Below are 19,026 nucleotides of genomic sequence, written 5' to 3'. Positions count from 1 at the left end.
ATAATCTCCATTCTCAATTCTCCATTCTCAACTCCTAAGCGACGAGCTCCTTAAAAAGCCTCTTCAAAGTAACCGAAGCGTCCTCGCAAAATCCCGGGTGCACTTTTGAAGTCTGAACCACGGTACTACGTGTTGCTGTAAGCCATCTGAAGCGTGATGCTGCATCCAGCTTTCCAATCGGCCCGCCATCTTTACCAGCACTTATCTGGGCGAAAGAACGGAGACTTTCCCTGATCTCTTCCATGTCAATATCCTTTGCAAAAGCTGCCAGACGAGCTTCGTCGAGGTCACATTTCGACTGCAGGAATTTCAGTCCCTTGCAATAAAGAATAACTCCAACATTCAGAAACTCTTCGCGCTCTACCCTGGGTACAACGCGTATCACGGCATACTCAAATAAGTGCTTGTTTTGCATTTTGGGCTTCGTTTACAAAATTTTCTGAATGAGCTACACGCGTTTCCAAAAACACGGCATAGGCATCACGATATTCTTGCTTGGTCTTAAAAGTATTTTCATCATTGAGCCAGTCATCAGGGATCATTGCGGCTATAGTGCGAATTTTCTCACTGGTCAATAGTTTCCGGAATTCTACATCAACAGATTCCAACTCCGATGCCATCGGAAGCAACACATGCTCCTTTATCAGAAAGAATGGTTTCGTAGCCTGTTCTTCCCAGTTCTGCCATGAATGATGAAAGTACAGTGATGCTCCATGATCGATCAGCCACAACTCCTTGTGCCATATAAGCATATTGGTGTTACGACAGGTACGGTCCATATTAGTCAGTAGGCAATCCAGCCAAACTATTTTAGACGCTAGCAGCGGCTCGACTTTATTCACCACAGGATCAAAGGTGATCGCACCCGACAGGTAATGCAATCCCAGGTTTAAGCCTACGCTAAATTTTAATAGATCTTGTATCTCTTCGTCGGCTTCGGTACGACCAAACGCTTCGTCAAGTGTAGCAAATACCAGCTCAGGTATTGGCAGTCCCAGTAACCTTGCTATCTCCCCGCCGATAAGCTCAGCAATCAACGCGCGGGGACCCTGGCCAGCACCCCTGAATTTAATGACATAGAGGAACTCGTCATCCGCCTCCGCAATCGCCGGCATAGAACCGCCCTCGCGAAGCGGCGTAACGTAGCGGGTGACGGTGACTGATCTTAAGTTGGATGACATTTGGCTAAAGTCGGGTTATTTTTGGAAAGGAGCAATCAGGCGTAGGCATAAGACGTTAGGCCCGACCTAATGCCTAAAACCTATTGCCTTGGCCGAAGGCCGTCATACCTCATCAACGCCTCCAAATAGTAATAGTCGGCATAAATTAAAGGAACATCGATCTCGCTATTACCCGGCTTATGGCCTGTAGAGTGTTTAAGCAGAAAATTATTGTTCTCTCCCAGTTTGGCGCGGTATTGCGGCGAGGAAAGGCTTTCCAGCATTTTTATAGCAGCGTTTGTATATTGTTTTTTGCGGGATGCATCAACATATCCGGCTAATTCAAACAACCCGGAAGATGTTATCGCGGCTGCGGAGGCATCTCTTTCTTCATTAGGAATTTTTGGTGCATTAAAATCCCAGTAGGGCACTTTATCCGCTGGCAAGTTTGGGTGATTGATATAAAAGTCTGCGATTTTGATTGCCTGATCTAAATATTTCTTGTCCCTGGTATCGCGATAGATTGAAGTATAACCATATAACGACCACGCCTGACCCCTTGCCCATGCCGATTCATCGGCAGCACCCTGAGCTGTCTTGCGTCCTTCCACCGTTCCATCCGGTCCATAAAGCAATACGTGGTAGCTGCTGTTATCCGGCCGAAAATGATTTTTTATCGTGCTGTTAGCGTGAGTAACTGCGATATCATGATATTTCTTATTGCCTGTTTCGCGGGTCGCCCAGAACAGGAAGTCGAGATTCATCAGGTTGTCGATGATCACCGGATATTTATGTCCGCGAAAGTCGTTCCATGATTTAATAACTCCCCTCTTCGGATCGAAACGGGTTGAAAGTGATTCAGCCCCGTTTAACATAGCCTTCTTGTAAACAGGATTCTTTGTCAGGCGGAAACCAGTGCCGAATGGGATGTATACCATGAAACCCAGATCATGGGTGCCCGTATTATACTGTTCTTTTTGAACAGCCATAGTCCATAAATGAGCAGCGTCTTTCCATTCTGGCTTTCTTGTATACTCATACAATTTCCATAATGATCCTCCAAAGAAACCGCTGCACCACCACTCGGTGGGCATGTCCCTAAGTGTACCATCCGGATTCACTGATTGCGGAGTTTTATCCGTATCCGGATGTGTTTTCAGCATCAGCGCATACTGCTTTTCTGCGAGTGCAAACTGTTCTTTGACATTAATTTTTGGCTGTGCAATCAATTGCGCGGAGAAAGCCATACCAACAATGACCAGAAGCAGAAACCTATATTTTTGAGTCTTCATAAGAAACAGAATAATGAATGATAATAAACAATGGAAATGAACACCCCTGAATGAATTTTATGATATTTTTGTCAGTGCCAGAACGTTTCCGGAAGACTAAGATATAAAAAGCTTACTCGTGTATTTTATACACTTTAAATTTATTTTAAGATATTGAGTATATGAAACGAATTACACAGCATATTTTGTTCTGCATCGGACCGATATTTTCGGCGATTACGGTAACGGCGCAGCAAAAGCCGCTCGCCAGACTTCAGATAAGTAATCCTACCTCGATGACAAGGGAAAACGAGATTGTTGAAATTGAATTCTCAAGACTTGAAGCGAAAGTTCAGCAAGCATCCTTTAAAGTGATTGAAACCGCCAGCAAAATGGAGGTGCCCTATCAGTTGGAATACAAAGGCGGCGACAAACCTGTCAACCTTTTGGTAGCTGTAAATAAGCTCTTGCCTAAGCAAACTCTTAATTACGATATCGTAGCTGGCCAGGCTGCGAGAACTGTATCGAAAACCTACGCGCGATATGTACCGGAAAGAAAGGATGATTTCGCATGGGAGAACGATCTTATCGCCTTTAGGATGTATGGTAAGGCATTGGAAACCGCGAGTGATAATGCCACGGGCACCGATATTTGGTCTAAACGAACAGACAAGCTAGTTTTGGACGCATGGTACAAGGGCAATGACTATCACACAGACAAGGGCGAAGGTATGGACTACTACCAGGTAGGGATAACACTCGGGGCAGGTGATATCGCTCCCTATTACAAAGATTCTATCATCCTTTCTAAAAATTACCATCATTTCAAGGTGCTGGATAACGGACCATTACGCTCTACCTTCCAATTGGGATACGATCCGTGGAAAGTTGGCGACATGGATATATTGGCGACTAAGACAATCTCACTGGATGCCGGCTCGCAGCTTAACCGTGTTGAAGTGAAATACAACATTGCTGGAGCCGAAGAGGCAGATGTTGTTGCCGGAATTGTAAAACGTCCGCAGGAAAGCCCGGTAATTCTTGATCAAAAGAACGGAATCATCGGCTACTGGGAGCCGGAAGTAAAGGACAAAGGAATAATGGGGATCGGGCTTTTAACGAGCAAACCCAAAGAAGTTAAAGCAGCAAATGGGCATTACCTGAGCCGGTTGACTATAAAAAACAATACTCCACTTGTTTACTACAACGGGGGAGCATGGAACCGGGCTGGAAAGATCACAACTGCTGATGAATGGTTTACCTACTTACGTAATTATAAAAATAAGATTGATAAGCCTTTAGAGGTTAAAGTTAAATGACAGTGGACAGTTGACAGTTGACAGTTGGAAACGTACCTCATCTGAAAACTTGTAGCTTGACCGGCTGATACCTGAAACCTGATACCCAATACCTGAAACCTGATACCCGAAACCTGATACCCGATACCTGATACCTAATACCTAATACCTAATACCTAATACCTAATACCTAACACCTAATACCTAATTACCCAATAAACCCACCAAAAAAATGAACCAACGTTACGCAAACAGCCCTCAGGAAGTGGCAAAGATGAATACCGAAGAGATCAGAAACAATTTCCTGATTGAGGATCTGATGTGGCATGATAAATTCAGCTTTACCTATTCTCATTATGATCGGGCAATTGTTGGATCCGTAGTTCCTGCAAGCAAGATCCTGGAGCTGCCTAATTTCGACAACCTGCGATCAGAGTATTTCCTGGAACGAAGAGAACTGGGAATAATCAATGTGGGTGGTCCGGGTGAAATTGTTGCCGACGATGAATCTTTCAAAATAAATAAGCTGGATGCAGTCTACGTTGGAATGGGCACCAAAAGCATAACCTTTAAAAGTGTTTCCCAAGATGATCCTGCTAAACTGTACCTCTTTTCAACTCCAGCGCATCAATCCTATCCCTCCGCCCTGATTAAAAAGGAAGAAGCTGCTCCCGTAAATATTGGAAGCAAGGAAACTGCTAATGAGCGATCGATCTATAAATACATTTACCTGCAGGGGAAAAGAAGCTGCCAACTGGTAATGGGCCTCACCCTCCTCCACCCTGGGAGTGTTTGGAATACTATGCCATCGCATACCCACGACAGGCGCATGGAAGCATACTTCTACTTTGACCTCCCGTCAGACCAGGTGGTATTTCACTATATGGGGCAACCCCAGGAAACAAGGCACCTTGTGGTTCAAAACGACCAGGCGATACTATCACCTCCATGGTCGATACATTCAGGTTGCGGTACTTCTAATTATGGCTTTATCTGGGCTATGGCAGGGGAGAATCAGGACTATGCGGATATGGATCCGGTGCTGGTTAAAGATTTGCGGTAACCGTTTCCCACACCTACCGTTCCCCGACTAGATCGCGGATCTCGTCACGACACGCGGCCGCCAGCCGCTCTTGTCAGTCAGCCTTTACATCTGCTAAAAGTCTGTACATGTAGCTCCGCTGTAGCTTTAACCGCAGCAAATTGAAATTCATAGAGAACGCAAGCTACGCCGCGTTGGCAGGAGATCCGTCCCCGACTAGATCGGGGATACAGTCGGGGAACAATCCCTTACAACCCCTTCAAATACCTCTTCAATTCCCCAAGATATGCTTCATAACAAGCCGCCGTATTTTGGGTCTTACCAATATTCCGTATACCCCAATATCCGGAAAGTATAAAATATGCCGTTTCTTCTTCATTTATCCCTGACCGAATTTTACCGGCTTTTCTACCATGCTTAAAAGAATCCTTTAAAGCATCGATACACTTATCCGAGATCTTATTTAGCGCAAGTTTAAAATCCTGATTCAAGGGAGCCATTTCACTTATCAAATTAGCCAAGGGGCAACCGTATTCCACCTTGAAAAAAGGAATATCAAATAAAATATGCCGGATCATTCTATAAATGTCCTTTGCAGGTTTCTCACTCCCTTTCAAAGGCTGAATAAATCCCTGGTACATTTCAGGCAGGATGATCTCGTTAATAACCGCCAGTCCCATCTGGTCCTTATTAGCGAAGTGATAATAAAAAGCGCCCTTAGTCACCTGAGTGGTAGCGATTATATCGTCGATGCTTGTAGCCTGATAACCTCTGATGTAGATCAGGTCAAATGCTTTCTGGAGAATAGTTGCGCGGGTGTTAGTAGATTTTGACATGGCATACTGGTTAGTATTTATACAAGATATGGAAATTGTTTAAAAATTCTACTTTACACATAGTGAAGCAAATTTATCGAAGCATTGATATCCCACCCGCTCATAGCCGGGATGGCCTAGTCCTTTTGCTTTAGGTCAAGCCAAATTTTATCTGCCTTATGCCGGCAGACTGGCACCTACTTTCCCTTCAGCTGGAAAGTAGGCAAAGAGCCGCGCCTGCCTGATATTTCTTGTAAATCCACATTTTAGCCCCAATACGCAATCCAAGCCGTGTCCTCGGGACTGCGGATTTGAGAGAATCTGCAACACTTCTGCATTGCTTGAAGGCGCGTAAATTTTGACAAATAGTTTTTGGGGCTAAAACGCGCCTTTCCTGCGAAATCTCAGGAGGGCGAGTTCTGCGACTTGCAGGGTCAGAAGAGCTATTAATGTTAGCTACCAAGCGTACCTAACGAGAAGCACGAAAACGAGTGAGATGTAATTATAAGGGGATCGACTCCTCAGCCCCGCAATATGCGGGTCAGCTCCCCTTGCAAAAAGGGAGCACTAGCGTACACACCGCGGGCCGCAGGCCACCATTTCTACATTAGCTAAACTATGTGTACGCTTCTTAAGCCCAAGCACTGAATCTCCGTTCACCGTCATTCCGCATTGGCTGGTGCGTCAACTTCAGGCCAAGCCCTAGCAGTCGCTTCAATAGCACCAGGCGCAGCGGCGGCGTTTACTCATTTTTTGCTTATTGTTTCAATGGAATTCGTGGTCTTCCTTTGGTCGGCATGGTACTTTTCTGCTGCAGGAAAAGTACTAGGCCCTCCGGGCTATGAGCGGGGAAAGGGTACTACTAGAGAATCCCATTCTCATGTAACATATAATTATAACTCAAAAGAAAAAAAATACTCCTTCAAACAATAAATATTTCCTCCTAACGTTTTAACGATCAAAAATTTCATTAGGACATATTTTAACATAACATCTTAATTTTTAACATTTTTTAACCAAAAATCCCCAATTACGGTGACTATTAAAACTAAAGGATTAGTTACCTTGCTTATGTGAAAGAGCCAAGACAGAAATAACTGAGGTATTATTATTCATCTAACCTGTTGTTCAAAATGAGGACATCTTTCCTGGCAGCCATACTTGTTTGCCTTTCTACGGCCTTTTCATACGGCCAAAATCCTTTTTCAGTAAAAGGTTCAGTACGTGATACAATTTCTAATGTATCATTGGTTAATTCCACAATTGTCGTACTAAATTCCAAAGACTCTACCCTTGTGAAATACACCCGGGCTGATGGCGACGGCAATTTTTCTTTGAACAATCTGAAAGAAGGTAACTTTATTCTAATGGTGTCCTATCCCGATTATGCAGATTATACTGAGCGCTTTTCTCTTAATGCTGCAAAGCCAACCGCCAATTTCGGCCGTATTCGCATGATGCTGACCGCTCGTCTGCTTCAGGAAGTTATCGTAAAAGGTACGGTTGCAGAAATGGTGATCAAGGGTGATACCACTGAATTTAACGCTGCGGCATTCAAAACTGAAGCCAACGCAAAAGTAGAAGATCTGTTAAAGCAAATACCTGGAATGTCAATAGATAAGGATGGGAAGATCACCGCTCAGGGACAAACCGTAAATAAGGTTTTGGTCGATGGTGAAGAATTCTTCGGTGATGATCCTACTTTAGTGACGAAGAATATACGTGCCGATATGGTAGACAAAGTACAAGTTTACGATAAAAAGAGTGATCAGGCGACGTTCACAGGAATTGATGACGGAGAACGAACGAAAACAGTGAACATCAAACTTAAGGAAAACAGCAAAAGCGGATACTTTGGGAAAGTAGAAGCCGGAGGTGGCAACGACGAGTTTTATGATGGGCAAGCGATGTTTAACGTTTTTAAAGGGAAAAAGAAATTCTCCGCATATGGCACAATAGCTAATACAGCAAAAACGGGGCTTGCATGGAATGACAACAGTAAATATGGTGGTCAGAACCTCACGTACTCAGACGAAGGTTATTTTTATATCAGCAGTTCAGGTGACAGTGAACTTGATTCTTATGATGGTCGTTATAATGGAGAGGGCATACCTGAGACTAGGAGTGGCGGAGTCCATTATGACACAAAGTGGGCTACTGATAAACATTCCATAAATCTTAACTATAAAATTGGTTCGATCAATGTCGGTGGCATAAACAATTCACTGAACCAGAACAATCTTCCAACCGGTATTATTAACAGCAATTCAAACCGTAACTTTGATAATTATATGTTTCGTCATAAACTTGATGCAACATACCTTGTAAAGGTCGACAGCACGTCGGAGTTGAAGATATCTGTGGATGGAACTTTAAAGCAAAGTAATACCGAAACAAACTTTCTTTCAAACAGCGCGCGTGGGAATGGTATCGCATTAAACAGCAGTACACGGTCATTAACAAATGAAAGCGACCAAAGTGCGTTCAACGCCACAGCGCTTTGGAATAAAAAGTTGAAAAAGAAAGGACGTTCCTTATCACTTAACCTTGTACAACGCATTAATAAAGATGATGCAAATGGATTCCTAAATTCAAAAAACTCCTTCTTCAATTCCACAGGAACGCTTGACAGTATTCAAAATATCAACCAGCTAAAAACCGACATATCGACGAGTTCATTGTCGAACGCAAACCTTGCTTACACGGAGCCTTTATCTAAGACTTTTTCTGTAGTCGTTAATTATGGCTTGGGCTTGACCAAAAATAATTCCGATCGCAAATCATTCAACCAGTCTGCCTCTGGCGAATACAATATTCTGGATAATCAGTTCAGCAATAATTTCGACCTAGAGCAAATAAATAGCCAGGTAGGTGCAATTTTCAACTATAGAAAAGGGAAAACTGTTATAAATTTCGGCAACAGGACTAACTTCGTCGACTTTAACCAAACTGATCTGGATCGTCAGGTAAAATACGAACGTTCATTCACCAATTGGCAGCCTCAGGCAAGTTATTCTTACAATTTTTCAACGCAAAAGACGTTCAGCGTTCGCTATAATGGCAATTCAACTCAGCCTACGCTAAATCAGATTCAGCCTGTCAGAGTGAATACAGATCCCCTAAATATTACTTTAGGCAACACAAATCTGGATCCTTCTTTCCGTAGCAGCGTCAGCGCAAATTATTATTCATATAAGGTTATAGCTGACAGGGCCATCCAGGGATATTTGTCTTATAGTTTTACCTCGAACGCGATTGTGAATAATACAGTGACAGATGCTGCCGGAAAGAGCACTTATCAATCTATTAATCTCAGCGGAAAAACACCTCAAAGTGTCTATTTCTACGGCTCATATGGATTGAAAATTCCAACCACCGAGTATAGAATTTCTTTAGGGACCGACCTCAATTCGAGCACTTACTACAACATGATCAATAATGAACTGAACAAAACTGCATCTAACAATTACGGCGTATCGATAAACTTCTCAAAATATGTTGTGAAAAAACATAGTTTCAACCTGACTTTCAACCCGGCCTATAATACTAACCAGGCAAGTCTTCAAAAACAAATGAATAATAATGGCTGGATATATAATGTCCGTTTTAATGCTAACGTCACACTCCCTCACAAAATCGTCATTGGAGTTAATGGCACATACTTGTATCAGCAGAAAACACAATCATTCGCAGAAGATTTCGACAGGTTGCTGGTAAGTACGACACTTACAAAAAGCTTCTTCAAAGCGGAAAACTTAAAATTTCAGCTTTCAGGGAATGATTTGTTCAACCAAAACGTTGGCTTTACCCGTAGAGCGACAAACAATATGATCGTTCAAAACAGTTATACAACTATTAAACGCTATGGTATGTTCTCAGTGATCTACGATCTCAGTAAGATGGGCGGACCAACAGCAGCAGCACCGAAACCTTAATCCTATGAAAAAAATCGCTAATAAATTTTTTCTGTTTATATTCTTGCTAAACAGCCAAATCACTTTGGCCCAGCATGCTCGCTTCGCTACAGAAGGGACAATAGAATTTGAGAAGAGTGTGAACATGCATGCTCAGATAAAAAAACAAATCAATAAGAACAACGAAAGTTACTATTTACCGGCACTTGACCAATACAAAAAAAGCCAGCCCCAGTTCAAGGTAATGAAAAGTGTTTTGTCTTTTTCTAAAACCAAAACCCTCTATACGCCCATCATCGAGCAAACACCAACAAGGACGATGTTTAGCGAGCTTCCTGCCGCCAATCAAAACAACATCATTTATACTGACCTTGCAACTAACCAAAGCACCGCTCAAAAAAATATCTTTGAAGAGCTTTTTCTTGTAACCGATAGCACACGCAAAATCAAGTGGAAACTGACTTCCGAGACTCGTGATATCGCCGGCTACAATTGCCGGAGAGCAAACGCATTAGTGATGGATTCCGTTTATGTTGTTGCCTTTTATACTGATGAGATACCGGTATCCGGAGGTCCTGAATCATTTACAGGTTTGCCGGGGATGATCCTAGGTGTGGCACTGCCGCATGAAAACATAACTTGGTTCGCAAAAATAGTTAATGATAAAGCACTTCCTGCAGGAACAATAGTCCCTCCAAAAAAGGGAAAAGTTACTACCAGTGCTGGTCTCCTTAGTACGCTTAAGAATGCTTTAAAAAATTGGGGAGAATATGCACAAATGCAAGTCAAAAACTATTTACTTTAACCTTTATACGTGGTTTATACTCGTTACTGGCTATTAGTTTTCATCGTTCTTTGTCGGACAAGTACTTCCGCCCAGGATCTCCGCCAGTCCCAGCTAAACACCCTGGTAGATTCTATCCGTTCCTACAACATTGCACGCAGCATAGAGAAAATCTATGTCCAGTTCGACAAGCCCCATTACCTGAGTACTGATACCATTTGGTTTAAGGCTTATGCGTTTGATGCGGCCCAGCTAACCAACTCCACGAAAAGCGGACTCATGTATATCGAGATCGCGACGGATAGCAATAAGGTTGTAAAGAGAATGATGCTGCCTCTTGTGGTAGGCGTTACCTGGGGCAACATTGCGTTAAATGCTGACGAATTTGCTGAAGGTACCTACACCTTTCGGGCATACACGAACTGGATGCGAAATTTTGGTGAGGAATATCTCTTCAGCAAAGCCTTTTTGATCAGTGAGCCTGGGCAGAATAGCTGGCTGGTGAATTCTAAAATGAACCTTTCAAGCGCAGAAGGCAAAGACATACTCGGCGTTTCCATGCAGTTCCGAGATCTTGAAAAGGCGGCTGTGGGACTTCGACCGATGCGTGTGCGGGTAATGGATGGCAAAAGAACCATCTATCGAGCAGACAAAGAAACTTCACTTTATGGCGACATGGATCTTCAGTTTAACCTGCCTGAACGAACCGATCCCAACTCGCTATCAATTATCGCGGAGGACATGCGAAAAGGTCAGGGAAACCGAAAACTTGCTATTCCTCTTCCCTTAAACAGGCCGAAGAACATTGACCTTCAGTTTATGCCAGAGGGCGGCCAGCTTGTCGCCGGGCTTGCTTCCGATGTGGGCTTTAAAGCTATCGCTGAAGATGGAAAAGGCGTTGATATAAGCGGAGTTATTCGCGACAGCAAGATGCATGAAGTAGCAAATTTCAGCTCCACCCACAAAGGAATGGGCAGCTTGGTTTTTACCCCGGCGCCTGCCGAGACCTATACAGCACAGGTCATAATGTCTGACGGGAGCAAAAAGGACTATCCACTGCCAGCAGTTAAAACTTCCGGAACAGTCGTTAAAGTCGTAAACCGGGTTAATTCTGAAATTATTGATGTCTTGATCCAGGCAAGTCCTGATCTCATCGGAGAAAACAGTTTCTATAAACTGATTGCGCAAAACAATGGAGCCCTGTATTATGCCGCATCGGTTTTGCTTAAGCAGCCGCTTACCCGGGTCAGGATGGAGAAGAATTTATTCGCAAGCGGGGTATCAAAAATAACCCTCCTTAATGAATTAAATGCTCCCCGAAATGAGCGGATGATCTTTATCAACCGTGAAGATCAATTCAACATAAAGCTTAATACTAACAAACCATCATATTCAAGTCGCGATAGCATTTCACTTGAGATCCAGGTTAATGATCAGGCTGGAAACCCTGTCGTTGGAAGCTTTGCACTTGCTGTAACAGATGATAATCATGTAAAGAATGACAGTGTAAATTCAGCCAACATACTAAGCAGTATGCTCATCACTTCAGGATTGAAGGGCTCTGTTGAGGATCCCGGATATTACCTGAGTTCCAGTGAACCATCCCAGGCCTGGGCAAATCTTGATTTGCTGTTAATGACGCAGGGATGGACCGGATTTAACTGGCCGGAAGTCTTCGCGCCAAAAAAACCGCTGCTCTACGTCCCTGAACTCCAATTTGCGATTACCGGTAAAGTGACGAACATGTTTAATAAGGGAATAGGCAATTCCCAGCTTGTGCTTTTATCTAAAAAACCCTTGCTTGTTATTGATACACTTACAGATGCGAACGGACGCTTTCGATTCGACAACATGCCACTTGCTGATACTGCCGTATATGTTATTCAGAGCAGGAATAAACGGGGAGCGAGCTTTAACGTGGGAATTGAGGTCGACGAATTTATTCCTCCGGTATTTAGTCCTGCCAAAGAGCGTTTCACCCCCTGGTATATTAATACCGACACGATATTTCTAAAAGCCACCAAAAGTGTGATTGAGGAACAGCATCGTTATGATGCACCAGCCGGAGTAAATGTGCTGGGGGAGGTTGTGGTAACAGCGAAGAAGATCATCAAAGATTCCAAAAACAGGAACGGGGCAGGCAACGCAGATTATATACTTGACGAAAAAGATATGGAGGCAGCACGTAAACTAACCCTGCTGGAAGTACTGGAGAAGCGATTCGGCAATGTTCGAACTATCGTAAAAAGGGCAGCGAGCATGGAGGAACAGGACACTCTAAAATACTATATGCTGAGTGCGGAAATAAACCTGGTAATTGATGGAGTTTTTGTTCGCAGTATGGGCGTTGGAGAAGATGCTTACATGAAATATCTAACTGCAGAAGATATTACTGGTGCTGAGATCATGAAATCCTCAAAATACGGCCTTTCGTATGATCCAGAATTCATACGTAAATTAACAGCGAAAGGCCCGCCTCCAATTTATATTGAGCTCACTACCCGCTCAGGCAATGGAGCTTTCCTGAAGAAAACTCCAGGAGTTTATTTGTACAAACCATTGCCATATAGTTTTCCGGCTACTTTCTACCGCCCGAGATATCTTGTTAAGGAAACCAAACCCGCCTTGGCCGACCTGCGTTCAACCATACACTGGGAACCCAATATCATCACTGGCACAGATGGCCGAGCCCGCGTATCCTTCTACTCCGCAGATCAGCCGGGAACTTATACGGTTATTTTGGAAGGGGTGGATATGGCTGGAGGCTTGGGGTTTTTTAGCCGAAAAATTGTAGTAAACGGAAATCTGAAAACTGAAAACTGAAATTGACCCGGCGTACCTATGTTTATTTTTGCCCACGCGTTGGGACACTCGGTACGTGCTCTTCAACTTTCAGTTTTCCACTTTCAGTTTAAGCTAACGAATTTGTCCGCTCCCCCTAACAACCCATTTCTCGGTCACCAGTTTTTCAAGCGCGAAAGGACCGCGAGCATGAAGTTTTTGGGTTGAGATACCGATCTCAGCTCCGAGGCCGAATACGCCGCCGTCGGTGAAACGTGTTGAAGCATTAGCGAAAACTGCTGCCGCATCAACTTCGCGTAGAAAACGCTCGCAAAGATCCTTGTCTTCGGAGATGATCGCTTCCGAATGTTTAGAAGAAAACGTGCGAATATGTTTCAGTGCTTCATCAGGATTATCGACCGTCTTTACCGAGCATTTGAAATCAAGAAACTCACGTCCAAAGTCTTCCTCCACCGCTTGCACCAGGTGCGGATACTGTAAGTCTTTGAGAATCTCATAGCTGAAATCATCCGCAAATATCTCCACATTATAATCCAGTAATTTCGGAGCCAGTAATTTTAGCAAATCCGCTGCAATCTTTTTGTCCGCAATTACCGTATCAAGCGAATTACAAACTGAGGGCCGGCTTACCTTTGCATTGGTTACTATATCAGCAGCCTTCCCCAGATCAGCGGTACTTTCAACATAGGTGTGACAGACTCCGGCACCGGTTTCGATAACCGGTACAGATGCATGCTCACGGACATAATCAATCAGCTGCTGGGATCCGCGCGGTATTAATATATCTACATATTTTGTTGCGGTTAATAACTCAGGCATAAACTTTCTGTCGGCAGGCAAGAGCTGCACCATGTTTTCATCAACGTCGAATTCAGAAAGCACTTCCCTGATCAGGGAAACAAGAACACTATTGGTGAAAAATGCATCAGTCCCGCCCCGCAGCACACAAACGTTACCCGATCTGATACACAAAGCGGCAACATCAACTGTCACGTTTGGCCGCGACTCGTAAATGATCCCCACAACACCCAGTGGCACCGTAATCTTCTTCACCGACAATCCATTAGCCAATGTACTTTCATACTGCAAATGATCCGATGGATCAGCCAAAGAGCTGATCTCCTCAACACTTATAGAAAGATCATTGATCCTTGATTCCGAAAGCAGCAGCCGGTCTTTTTTAGGGTCTGTATCCGGCATTTTATCCAGATCTTTTCTATTCTCCGATACTATCGCAACTACGTTATCTCTAAGCTTGACGGCGAGGGTATTTAAAATCGACACTTTCTTCTCATCGCTAAGCCTACGCGCAGCAGTCGTAGCAAGGGATGCCTGTTCGAGAAGAGAAATTATGCTTTCCATTTGTATATAAAATTAATCGTGTCTGAACAACGGGACGTCTGTTGTTAAACGACGGCAAATTACGAAATATGAAGTACGAATTCCCAATTGGGGGCGAGAGCTGTCCGCTCTCGGCGGACTGAGGGGTCCCCTCCATCTCCACCCAGCCATTCTCAATCCGATAGCTATCGGATCGTAATTCTTAATTCTTAATTCTCCCCTATAGCAGCACAATATTATCCGCATGCGCTACCTCCAAATTCTTCACATTAAAATCTTTGCCCAGCGACGATGAGGCGATTTTGGCTTTCGCTACGGCAACCGCATTATTATCCTCGTCCAAAATCTCAATGATCTCCCCGTTCTCGAAGCCGGTCAGGATCTTTTTAATACCAACAGCGAGCAGGCTATGGCGTTTTAGCAAAGCTTTACATGCGCCGGCATCAATTTGAATGCGACCGCTGACGAGGCTTCCACTGGCAAGCCATTTTTTACGTGCAGGCAGGTTGATCTTCTGAGCATGGCATAAGGTTCCCGTCTTCGCTTCAAGCGCTTTCAGAATACCATTTTCTGTACGGACCCCAAATATTACCACGCCGATTCCCATCAGGTTAGCCAGTCGTGCAAAGTTTAGCTTGGAAGTCATGCCCCCCAGGCCAGCAGAAGACTTTTCTTTGTTGGCAAGCAGGAGTACTTTCTTGTCAGATGTATCCAGTTCGGGAATTACGTTCCCCTCAGCATCCAGAACTCCGGGAACAGATGTACTAAACAGCACCTGCTCAGCTCCAAATCCCGCAGCTATAAGTGTAGCAAGTTCATCATTATCTGAAAACTTCAATTCAAGATTACTCACCACATCATTCTCATTGGCGATAGGAATAATATTGCTCGCCCATAACTTTTCGTAAGTTTTCTTCAACTGCAGAAATTGATCACGATTTGAAAAGTGATGACGCTCGCATAAACTTTGAGCTATAGATATCCCGTAAGGGGAAAAGTACCGCGAATAAGTATTCATTAAAAGGGGGTTGCCAATTGAGGCTGCCGCTTTCTTTTCATTCAAGGTACCACTGTAATTTTTAAGGAATCTTTTGCCGGCACCCACTGCACCGGATGAAACGATGACCAGGTTGTATTTACTATGAATTTCATTAACCTGACGGGCAATGTCAGCAATAACAATTTCATCAAGCTCACCCTTGCTGGTGGTAATGGATGCTGTTCCGAATTTTAATACGAGTATAGGTTTTGACACGAGGTTTTTATATAAAGGCGAATTTAGGAAAAGTTCCGAAATGCAGGATTAAGAGATTGCTCCGTCGCGTCTCCGTGAAGGAGAGCCTAGTTTTAACCTGCACAATCCACACCACCACGTATAATTTGTCATTGCGTGCGTAGCGAAGCAATCTCTCGTTCTTTCACCGAAAAGCAAAAACTCATATCTCGCAGCTCGTATCTCGTATCCCAATTTATTCCTACCTTTGCAGCCACTAATCCATGAACCTCCAGTCTTACATAGAAAGCGGCATCCTTGAACTCTATGCCCTCGACCAGCTCGACCCTAATGAGCGGGAAGAGGTGGAGCGCATGCTATCAGTGTTTCCGGAGATTCGCGCTGAACTCGACCAGATTCAGTCGGCGCTGGAGAGATATGCACACAGTCAGAGCATAGCGCCACCCCCTCATGTAAAGGATAAGATCAGTGAAAGTATCACTAATCTGGAAAAAGAGAAGGAAATGAATTTGCAGGACCTACCGCTAATCAATTCTTTTTCTGATCACGGCAAATGGCTCGATCTTGTAAAAGATATGATCCCGGAGCAGATTGAACAAAACACTGTTTTCACATCAGTGCTGCAGCAATCTGAGAATGTTGTACAGATGCTGGTTGTTACCAATACTCATATTCCGGATGAAGTTCACGAAGAATCACACGAAAGCTTCCTGATCCTGAAAGGGCGATGTAAATGTACCGTGGGAAATCAGGTACGCTATATGGAAGAAGGTGATTTTATGGCAATCCCGTTGTACGAGCATCACGATGTCGAGATATTGTCTGATAAGGTGGTGGCGATATTGCAGCACGTGGCTGTTTAGTATTAGGTAGCAAGTATCAAGTATCAAGATTCGTGGTTAGGGACCCGTGACGAGGACATTCAATTAGAAGAAGTGTTATTAAATATTAAAGTCATCCTGACCACTTAAACGATGCATTCACAGGCCACATGCTCGTTCATTGGTAATTTGTAATTTTTATTCATCGCCTTAGTTCTCCACTAAGACAATCGACAAAGCCAGCTCCCCGCCGCAATTCTCAATTCTCAATTCTCAATTCGTAATAATAGTTTCGGCAAACCCCAAAACCACCTCCCCCAAGTCTTGATTCTTGATTCTTGATACTTGGCTCTAACCTAATGGTAGTCCCACCGTAAACCTCGACCCCTCATTCTCGGCACTCTCCACTCTTATAATTCCCTTTTGCAATTCTGCGAATTCCTTGCACAGCACCAGGCCTAGTCCTACACCAGTCTCGTTGTGGGTTCCGTATGTCGCTTTGGAATTAAGGGTAAAAAGCTCTTTCTGCTTTTCGGGCGACATGCCGATTCCGTTATCCGATACATGGATGTAGCACAGCGATCCGTTCCTTTCTATTGCCAGCCTTATTTCTCCATCAGAAGGGGTGAATTTTATGGCGTTGCTGAGTAAATTTCTAAAAATGGCTTTGGTCATCTCCTCGTCCGCATGTATAATCACATCATTACACGCTGATGTGTCGATCCGTATATCTTTCGCCTCGGCGATTGAATGATAAAGAGGCAGGTTTTTTTGCAAGAGCTCGTTCACGTTAAAAGACTGCGTGTTGATCTTTACACCTTTCATCTGGCTTTTAGACCAGGTAAGCATATTGACGAGCATATCAGAAGTACGCCGGGTAAGTGATAAAAGACCTTCCCGGACCTCCCTTTGCTGATCAGCTGGAATATCATCGCCCAGCATCTCCAGGTAGCCCTGAATGAGGGTCAGCGGAGATGCAATATCATGAGAGATCAGGGAAAACAGCTTATCCTTTTCTGCGATCAGATTCTTCAACCTCTCATTTTGCTCGGTGATATCCATGGCTTGCTGCTGTGCCAGGATCCGCTCTCGCTTATAACTATCCCTCAGAAACATCACTATAAAATAAGTAAATGCCAGGCAGATCATATAAGCAATAGACCAGTCGGCAATCCGGATAAGATCCGACGAATACCCTCCAATAAACCAGTGCGGCAGTACATACTCCGCAAAATACAATGCTACCAGAAAGGCCGTATGAACGATAGCAATAGATAAATGGTATTTCCTTTTTACTATTGCTACCAGCAGCAAAAAAGTAAGAAAAAATCCAAGGACGGTAGGACCATTTATCCCAAAGTTAAATACGAAACTAAGCCCAAGCGCAATGTAACTTACGATAGTGTAGATCAGGATAACTGGATTGTACTTCTTCTTGTATCGCGAGAAGTAAAACAGTATTGCGTTGATCAGTATCAGTCCTCCAACAATTGCTGAGACCTCATACAATCCCAACATGAGATCCGAGACCATCATTATAAATAATAACCCGCAGGTTATTACGCATATTGAATTGACAGCTATATTGACATTACGAAACTCGGCACTCTCGCCCACTAATTCGACCCAGACTCTTTTTAAGCGATTATCTGATCTCATTAAGATGTTTTTCTTTTGGTAAAAGCAGGGTGCGAATGTATATATTTTCATTTATATATTTCCGCAATATTCTGCTTAAGAGTGTAAATCTCAACCACTTCCAATAGGTACTACGAATTTTTGTTGGATTTAGTTTTGTGAATTTAGGGAACGGTGATTAGGATGATTAGGATTTATTGGATGATAGGATTTAATTGTCTGGAATAGGATTAATTGTTTGGATTAGGATTTATAGGATGATAGGATTTAAAGGATTACTGATGCTTAAAACTGAACTAGGATTAATAGGATTACGGTGTGTACGTTAGTGCTCCCCTGCCAAGGGGAGCTGTCAGGCTCTTCGCCTGACTGAGGGGCTTTTTTGATCTTTTACACCATCTTCCAACCCAAATACGGGACAGAGGGAAGACAGATACCACACAAATTCGCCCCACCTCCCCCAATTCTTCAACTCCCTTTCGGAATCTTTTCGGATGCCGTCGAAGCTCCCCTGATCGAGGCCAAAACAAACTCACTAAAATACACAAAGCCCTCCAAAAGCCGGGTCGATGAACAAGCGAAGAATACACGAAGCCTTCCCGAATCTGTCTCGAACCTGTCTCGAATCTGTCTCGAACGCGAGTCGAACAGCAGTCGAAGCCGAGTCGAAGCGCAGTCGAAGAACAGTCGAAGAAATCGTCATTTTGTCGAAGGAATATTTCAGCTTTTGAAGAAAAACGGCCTTAAAAGCCCATTAATGGGCGATTTTAACAGATTTTTAATCTCGACCTTAAATAAAGCTCTTTAAGCAAATTTGGAAGCCCAACCACACAAGTTATCACCAACTGCCAGAAACTTCCCCAGAACGGTTAAAATTTAGCAAAAAAGGAGGTAAACACGCGACGT

General features: G+C 43.7%; 13 protein-coding genes. 6 read left to right on the top strand and 7 right to left on the bottom strand.

Annotation, left to right across the window (positions count from 1 at the left end; translation table 11 throughout):
* Positions 1 to 34 precede the first annotated feature (34 nt).
* The 3 genes from B5X60_RS14230 to B5X60_RS14220 all read right to left on the bottom strand — a co-directional run bounded on the left by B5X60_RS14230 (position 35) and on the right by B5X60_RS14220 (position 2,452).
* The gene (locus tag B5X60_RS14230) at positions 35 to 415 is read right to left on the bottom strand and encodes a DUF3037 domain-containing protein (RefSeq protein ID WP_079703390.1); all 381 of its coding nucleotides are present in this window, start codon (positions 413 to 415) and stop codon (positions 35 to 37) included.
* On the bottom strand, positions 393 to 1,181 hold the full coding sequence (locus tag B5X60_RS14225; RefSeq protein ID WP_079703389.1) for a HipA family kinase: 789 nt from the start codon (positions 1,179 to 1,181) through the stop codon (positions 393 to 395). Before B5X60_RS14225 ends, B5X60_RS14230 begins: the two co-directional genes overlap by 23 nt.
* Before the next feature lie 80 nt (positions 1,182 to 1,261).
* Positions 1,262 to 2,452 (bottom strand): glycoside hydrolase family 88 protein, encoded by a 1,191-nt coding sequence (locus tag B5X60_RS14220; RefSeq protein ID WP_079703388.1) that lies wholly within the window; start codon positions 2,450 to 2,452, stop codon positions 1,262 to 1,264.
* A gap of 161 nt (positions 2,453 to 2,613) precedes the next feature.
* On the opposite strand from B5X60_RS14220, the gene B5X60_RS14215 reads away from it, so the two are divergent.
* Positions 2,614 to 3,750, top strand: a complete 1,137-nt coding sequence (locus B5X60_RS14215; RefSeq protein WP_079703387.1) for a DUF4861 family protein — start codon at positions 2,614 to 2,616, stop codon at positions 3,748 to 3,750.
* 211 nt (positions 3,751 to 3,961) lie between these two features.
* Positions 3,962 to 4,792: a 5-dehydro-4-deoxy-D-glucuronate isomerase gene (kduI, locus tag B5X60_RS14210; protein ID WP_079703386.1), complete on the top strand. Its 831-nt coding sequence runs from the start codon at positions 3,962 to 3,964 to the stop codon at positions 4,790 to 4,792.
* Between the two features lie 227 nt (positions 4,793 to 5,019).
* Here kduI and B5X60_RS14205 read toward each other — a convergent pair whose 3' ends face one another.
* Positions 5,020 to 5,607 carry a TetR/AcrR family transcriptional regulator gene (locus B5X60_RS14205; RefSeq protein WP_079703385.1) on the bottom strand — a complete coding sequence of 196 codons (588 nt, stop codon included), beginning with the start codon at positions 5,605 to 5,607 and terminating at the stop codon, positions 5,020 to 5,022.
* A 1,112-nt stretch (positions 5,608 to 6,719) separates the two neighbouring features.
* Between B5X60_RS14205 and B5X60_RS14200 the strand changes: the two genes are divergently transcribed.
* From B5X60_RS14200 to B5X60_RS14190, 3 genes are read left to right on the top strand one after another with little or no spacing between them, the layout of a single operon-like run.
* Positions 6,720 to 9,521, top strand: a complete 2,802-nt coding sequence (locus B5X60_RS14200) for an outer membrane beta-barrel family protein (protein ID WP_079703384.1) — start codon at positions 6,720 to 6,722, stop codon at positions 9,519 to 9,521.
* 4 nt (positions 9,522 to 9,525) lie between these two features.
* Positions 9,526 to 10,305 carry a GLPGLI family protein gene (locus B5X60_RS14195; protein ID WP_079703383.1) on the top strand — a complete coding sequence of 260 codons (780 nt, stop codon included), beginning with the start codon at positions 9,526 to 9,528 and terminating at the stop codon, positions 10,303 to 10,305.
* 9 nt (positions 10,306 to 10,314) lie between these two features.
* Entirely contained in the window at positions 10,315 to 13,107 is a 2,793-nt protein-coding gene (locus B5X60_RS14190; RefSeq protein WP_079703382.1) for a carboxypeptidase-like regulatory domain-containing protein, read from the top strand.
* Between the two features lie 93 nt (positions 13,108 to 13,200).
* On the opposite strand, the gene B5X60_RS14185 is transcribed toward B5X60_RS14190, so the two are convergent.
* Entirely contained in the window at positions 13,201 to 14,448 is a 1,248-nt protein-coding gene (locus B5X60_RS14185; protein ID WP_079703381.1) for a glutamate-5-semialdehyde dehydrogenase, read from the bottom strand.
* Positions 14,449 to 14,647: 199 nt separating this feature from the next.
* Positions 14,648 to 15,682: a glutamate 5-kinase gene (gene proB, locus B5X60_RS14180; protein ID WP_079703380.1), complete on the bottom strand. Its 1,035-nt coding sequence runs from the start codon at positions 15,680 to 15,682 to the stop codon at positions 14,648 to 14,650.
* Between the two features lie 242 nt (positions 15,683 to 15,924).
* On the opposite strand from proB, the gene B5X60_RS14175 reads away from it, so the two are divergent.
* Complete coding sequence (locus B5X60_RS14175) at positions 15,925 to 16,524, top strand: cupin domain-containing protein (protein WP_079703379.1); 600 nt, start codon at positions 15,925 to 15,927, stop codon at positions 16,522 to 16,524.
* Positions 16,525 to 16,833: 309 nt separating this feature from the next.
* Here the strand turns inward: B5X60_RS14175 and B5X60_RS14170 are convergent, their stop codons facing one another.
* The gene (locus tag B5X60_RS14170; protein WP_170878462.1) at positions 16,834 to 18,141 is read right to left on the bottom strand and encodes a sensor histidine kinase; all 1,308 of its coding nucleotides are present in this window, start codon (positions 18,139 to 18,141) and stop codon (positions 16,834 to 16,836) included.
* Positions 18,142 to 19,026: the final 885 nt, after the last annotated feature.

The organism is Daejeonella lutea, from assembly GCF_900168015.1.
Classification (GTDB): domain Bacteria; phylum Bacteroidota; class Bacteroidia; order Sphingobacteriales; family Sphingobacteriaceae; genus Daejeonella; species Daejeonella lutea.
This window is presented reverse-complemented; position numbering and strand designations above follow the sequence as displayed.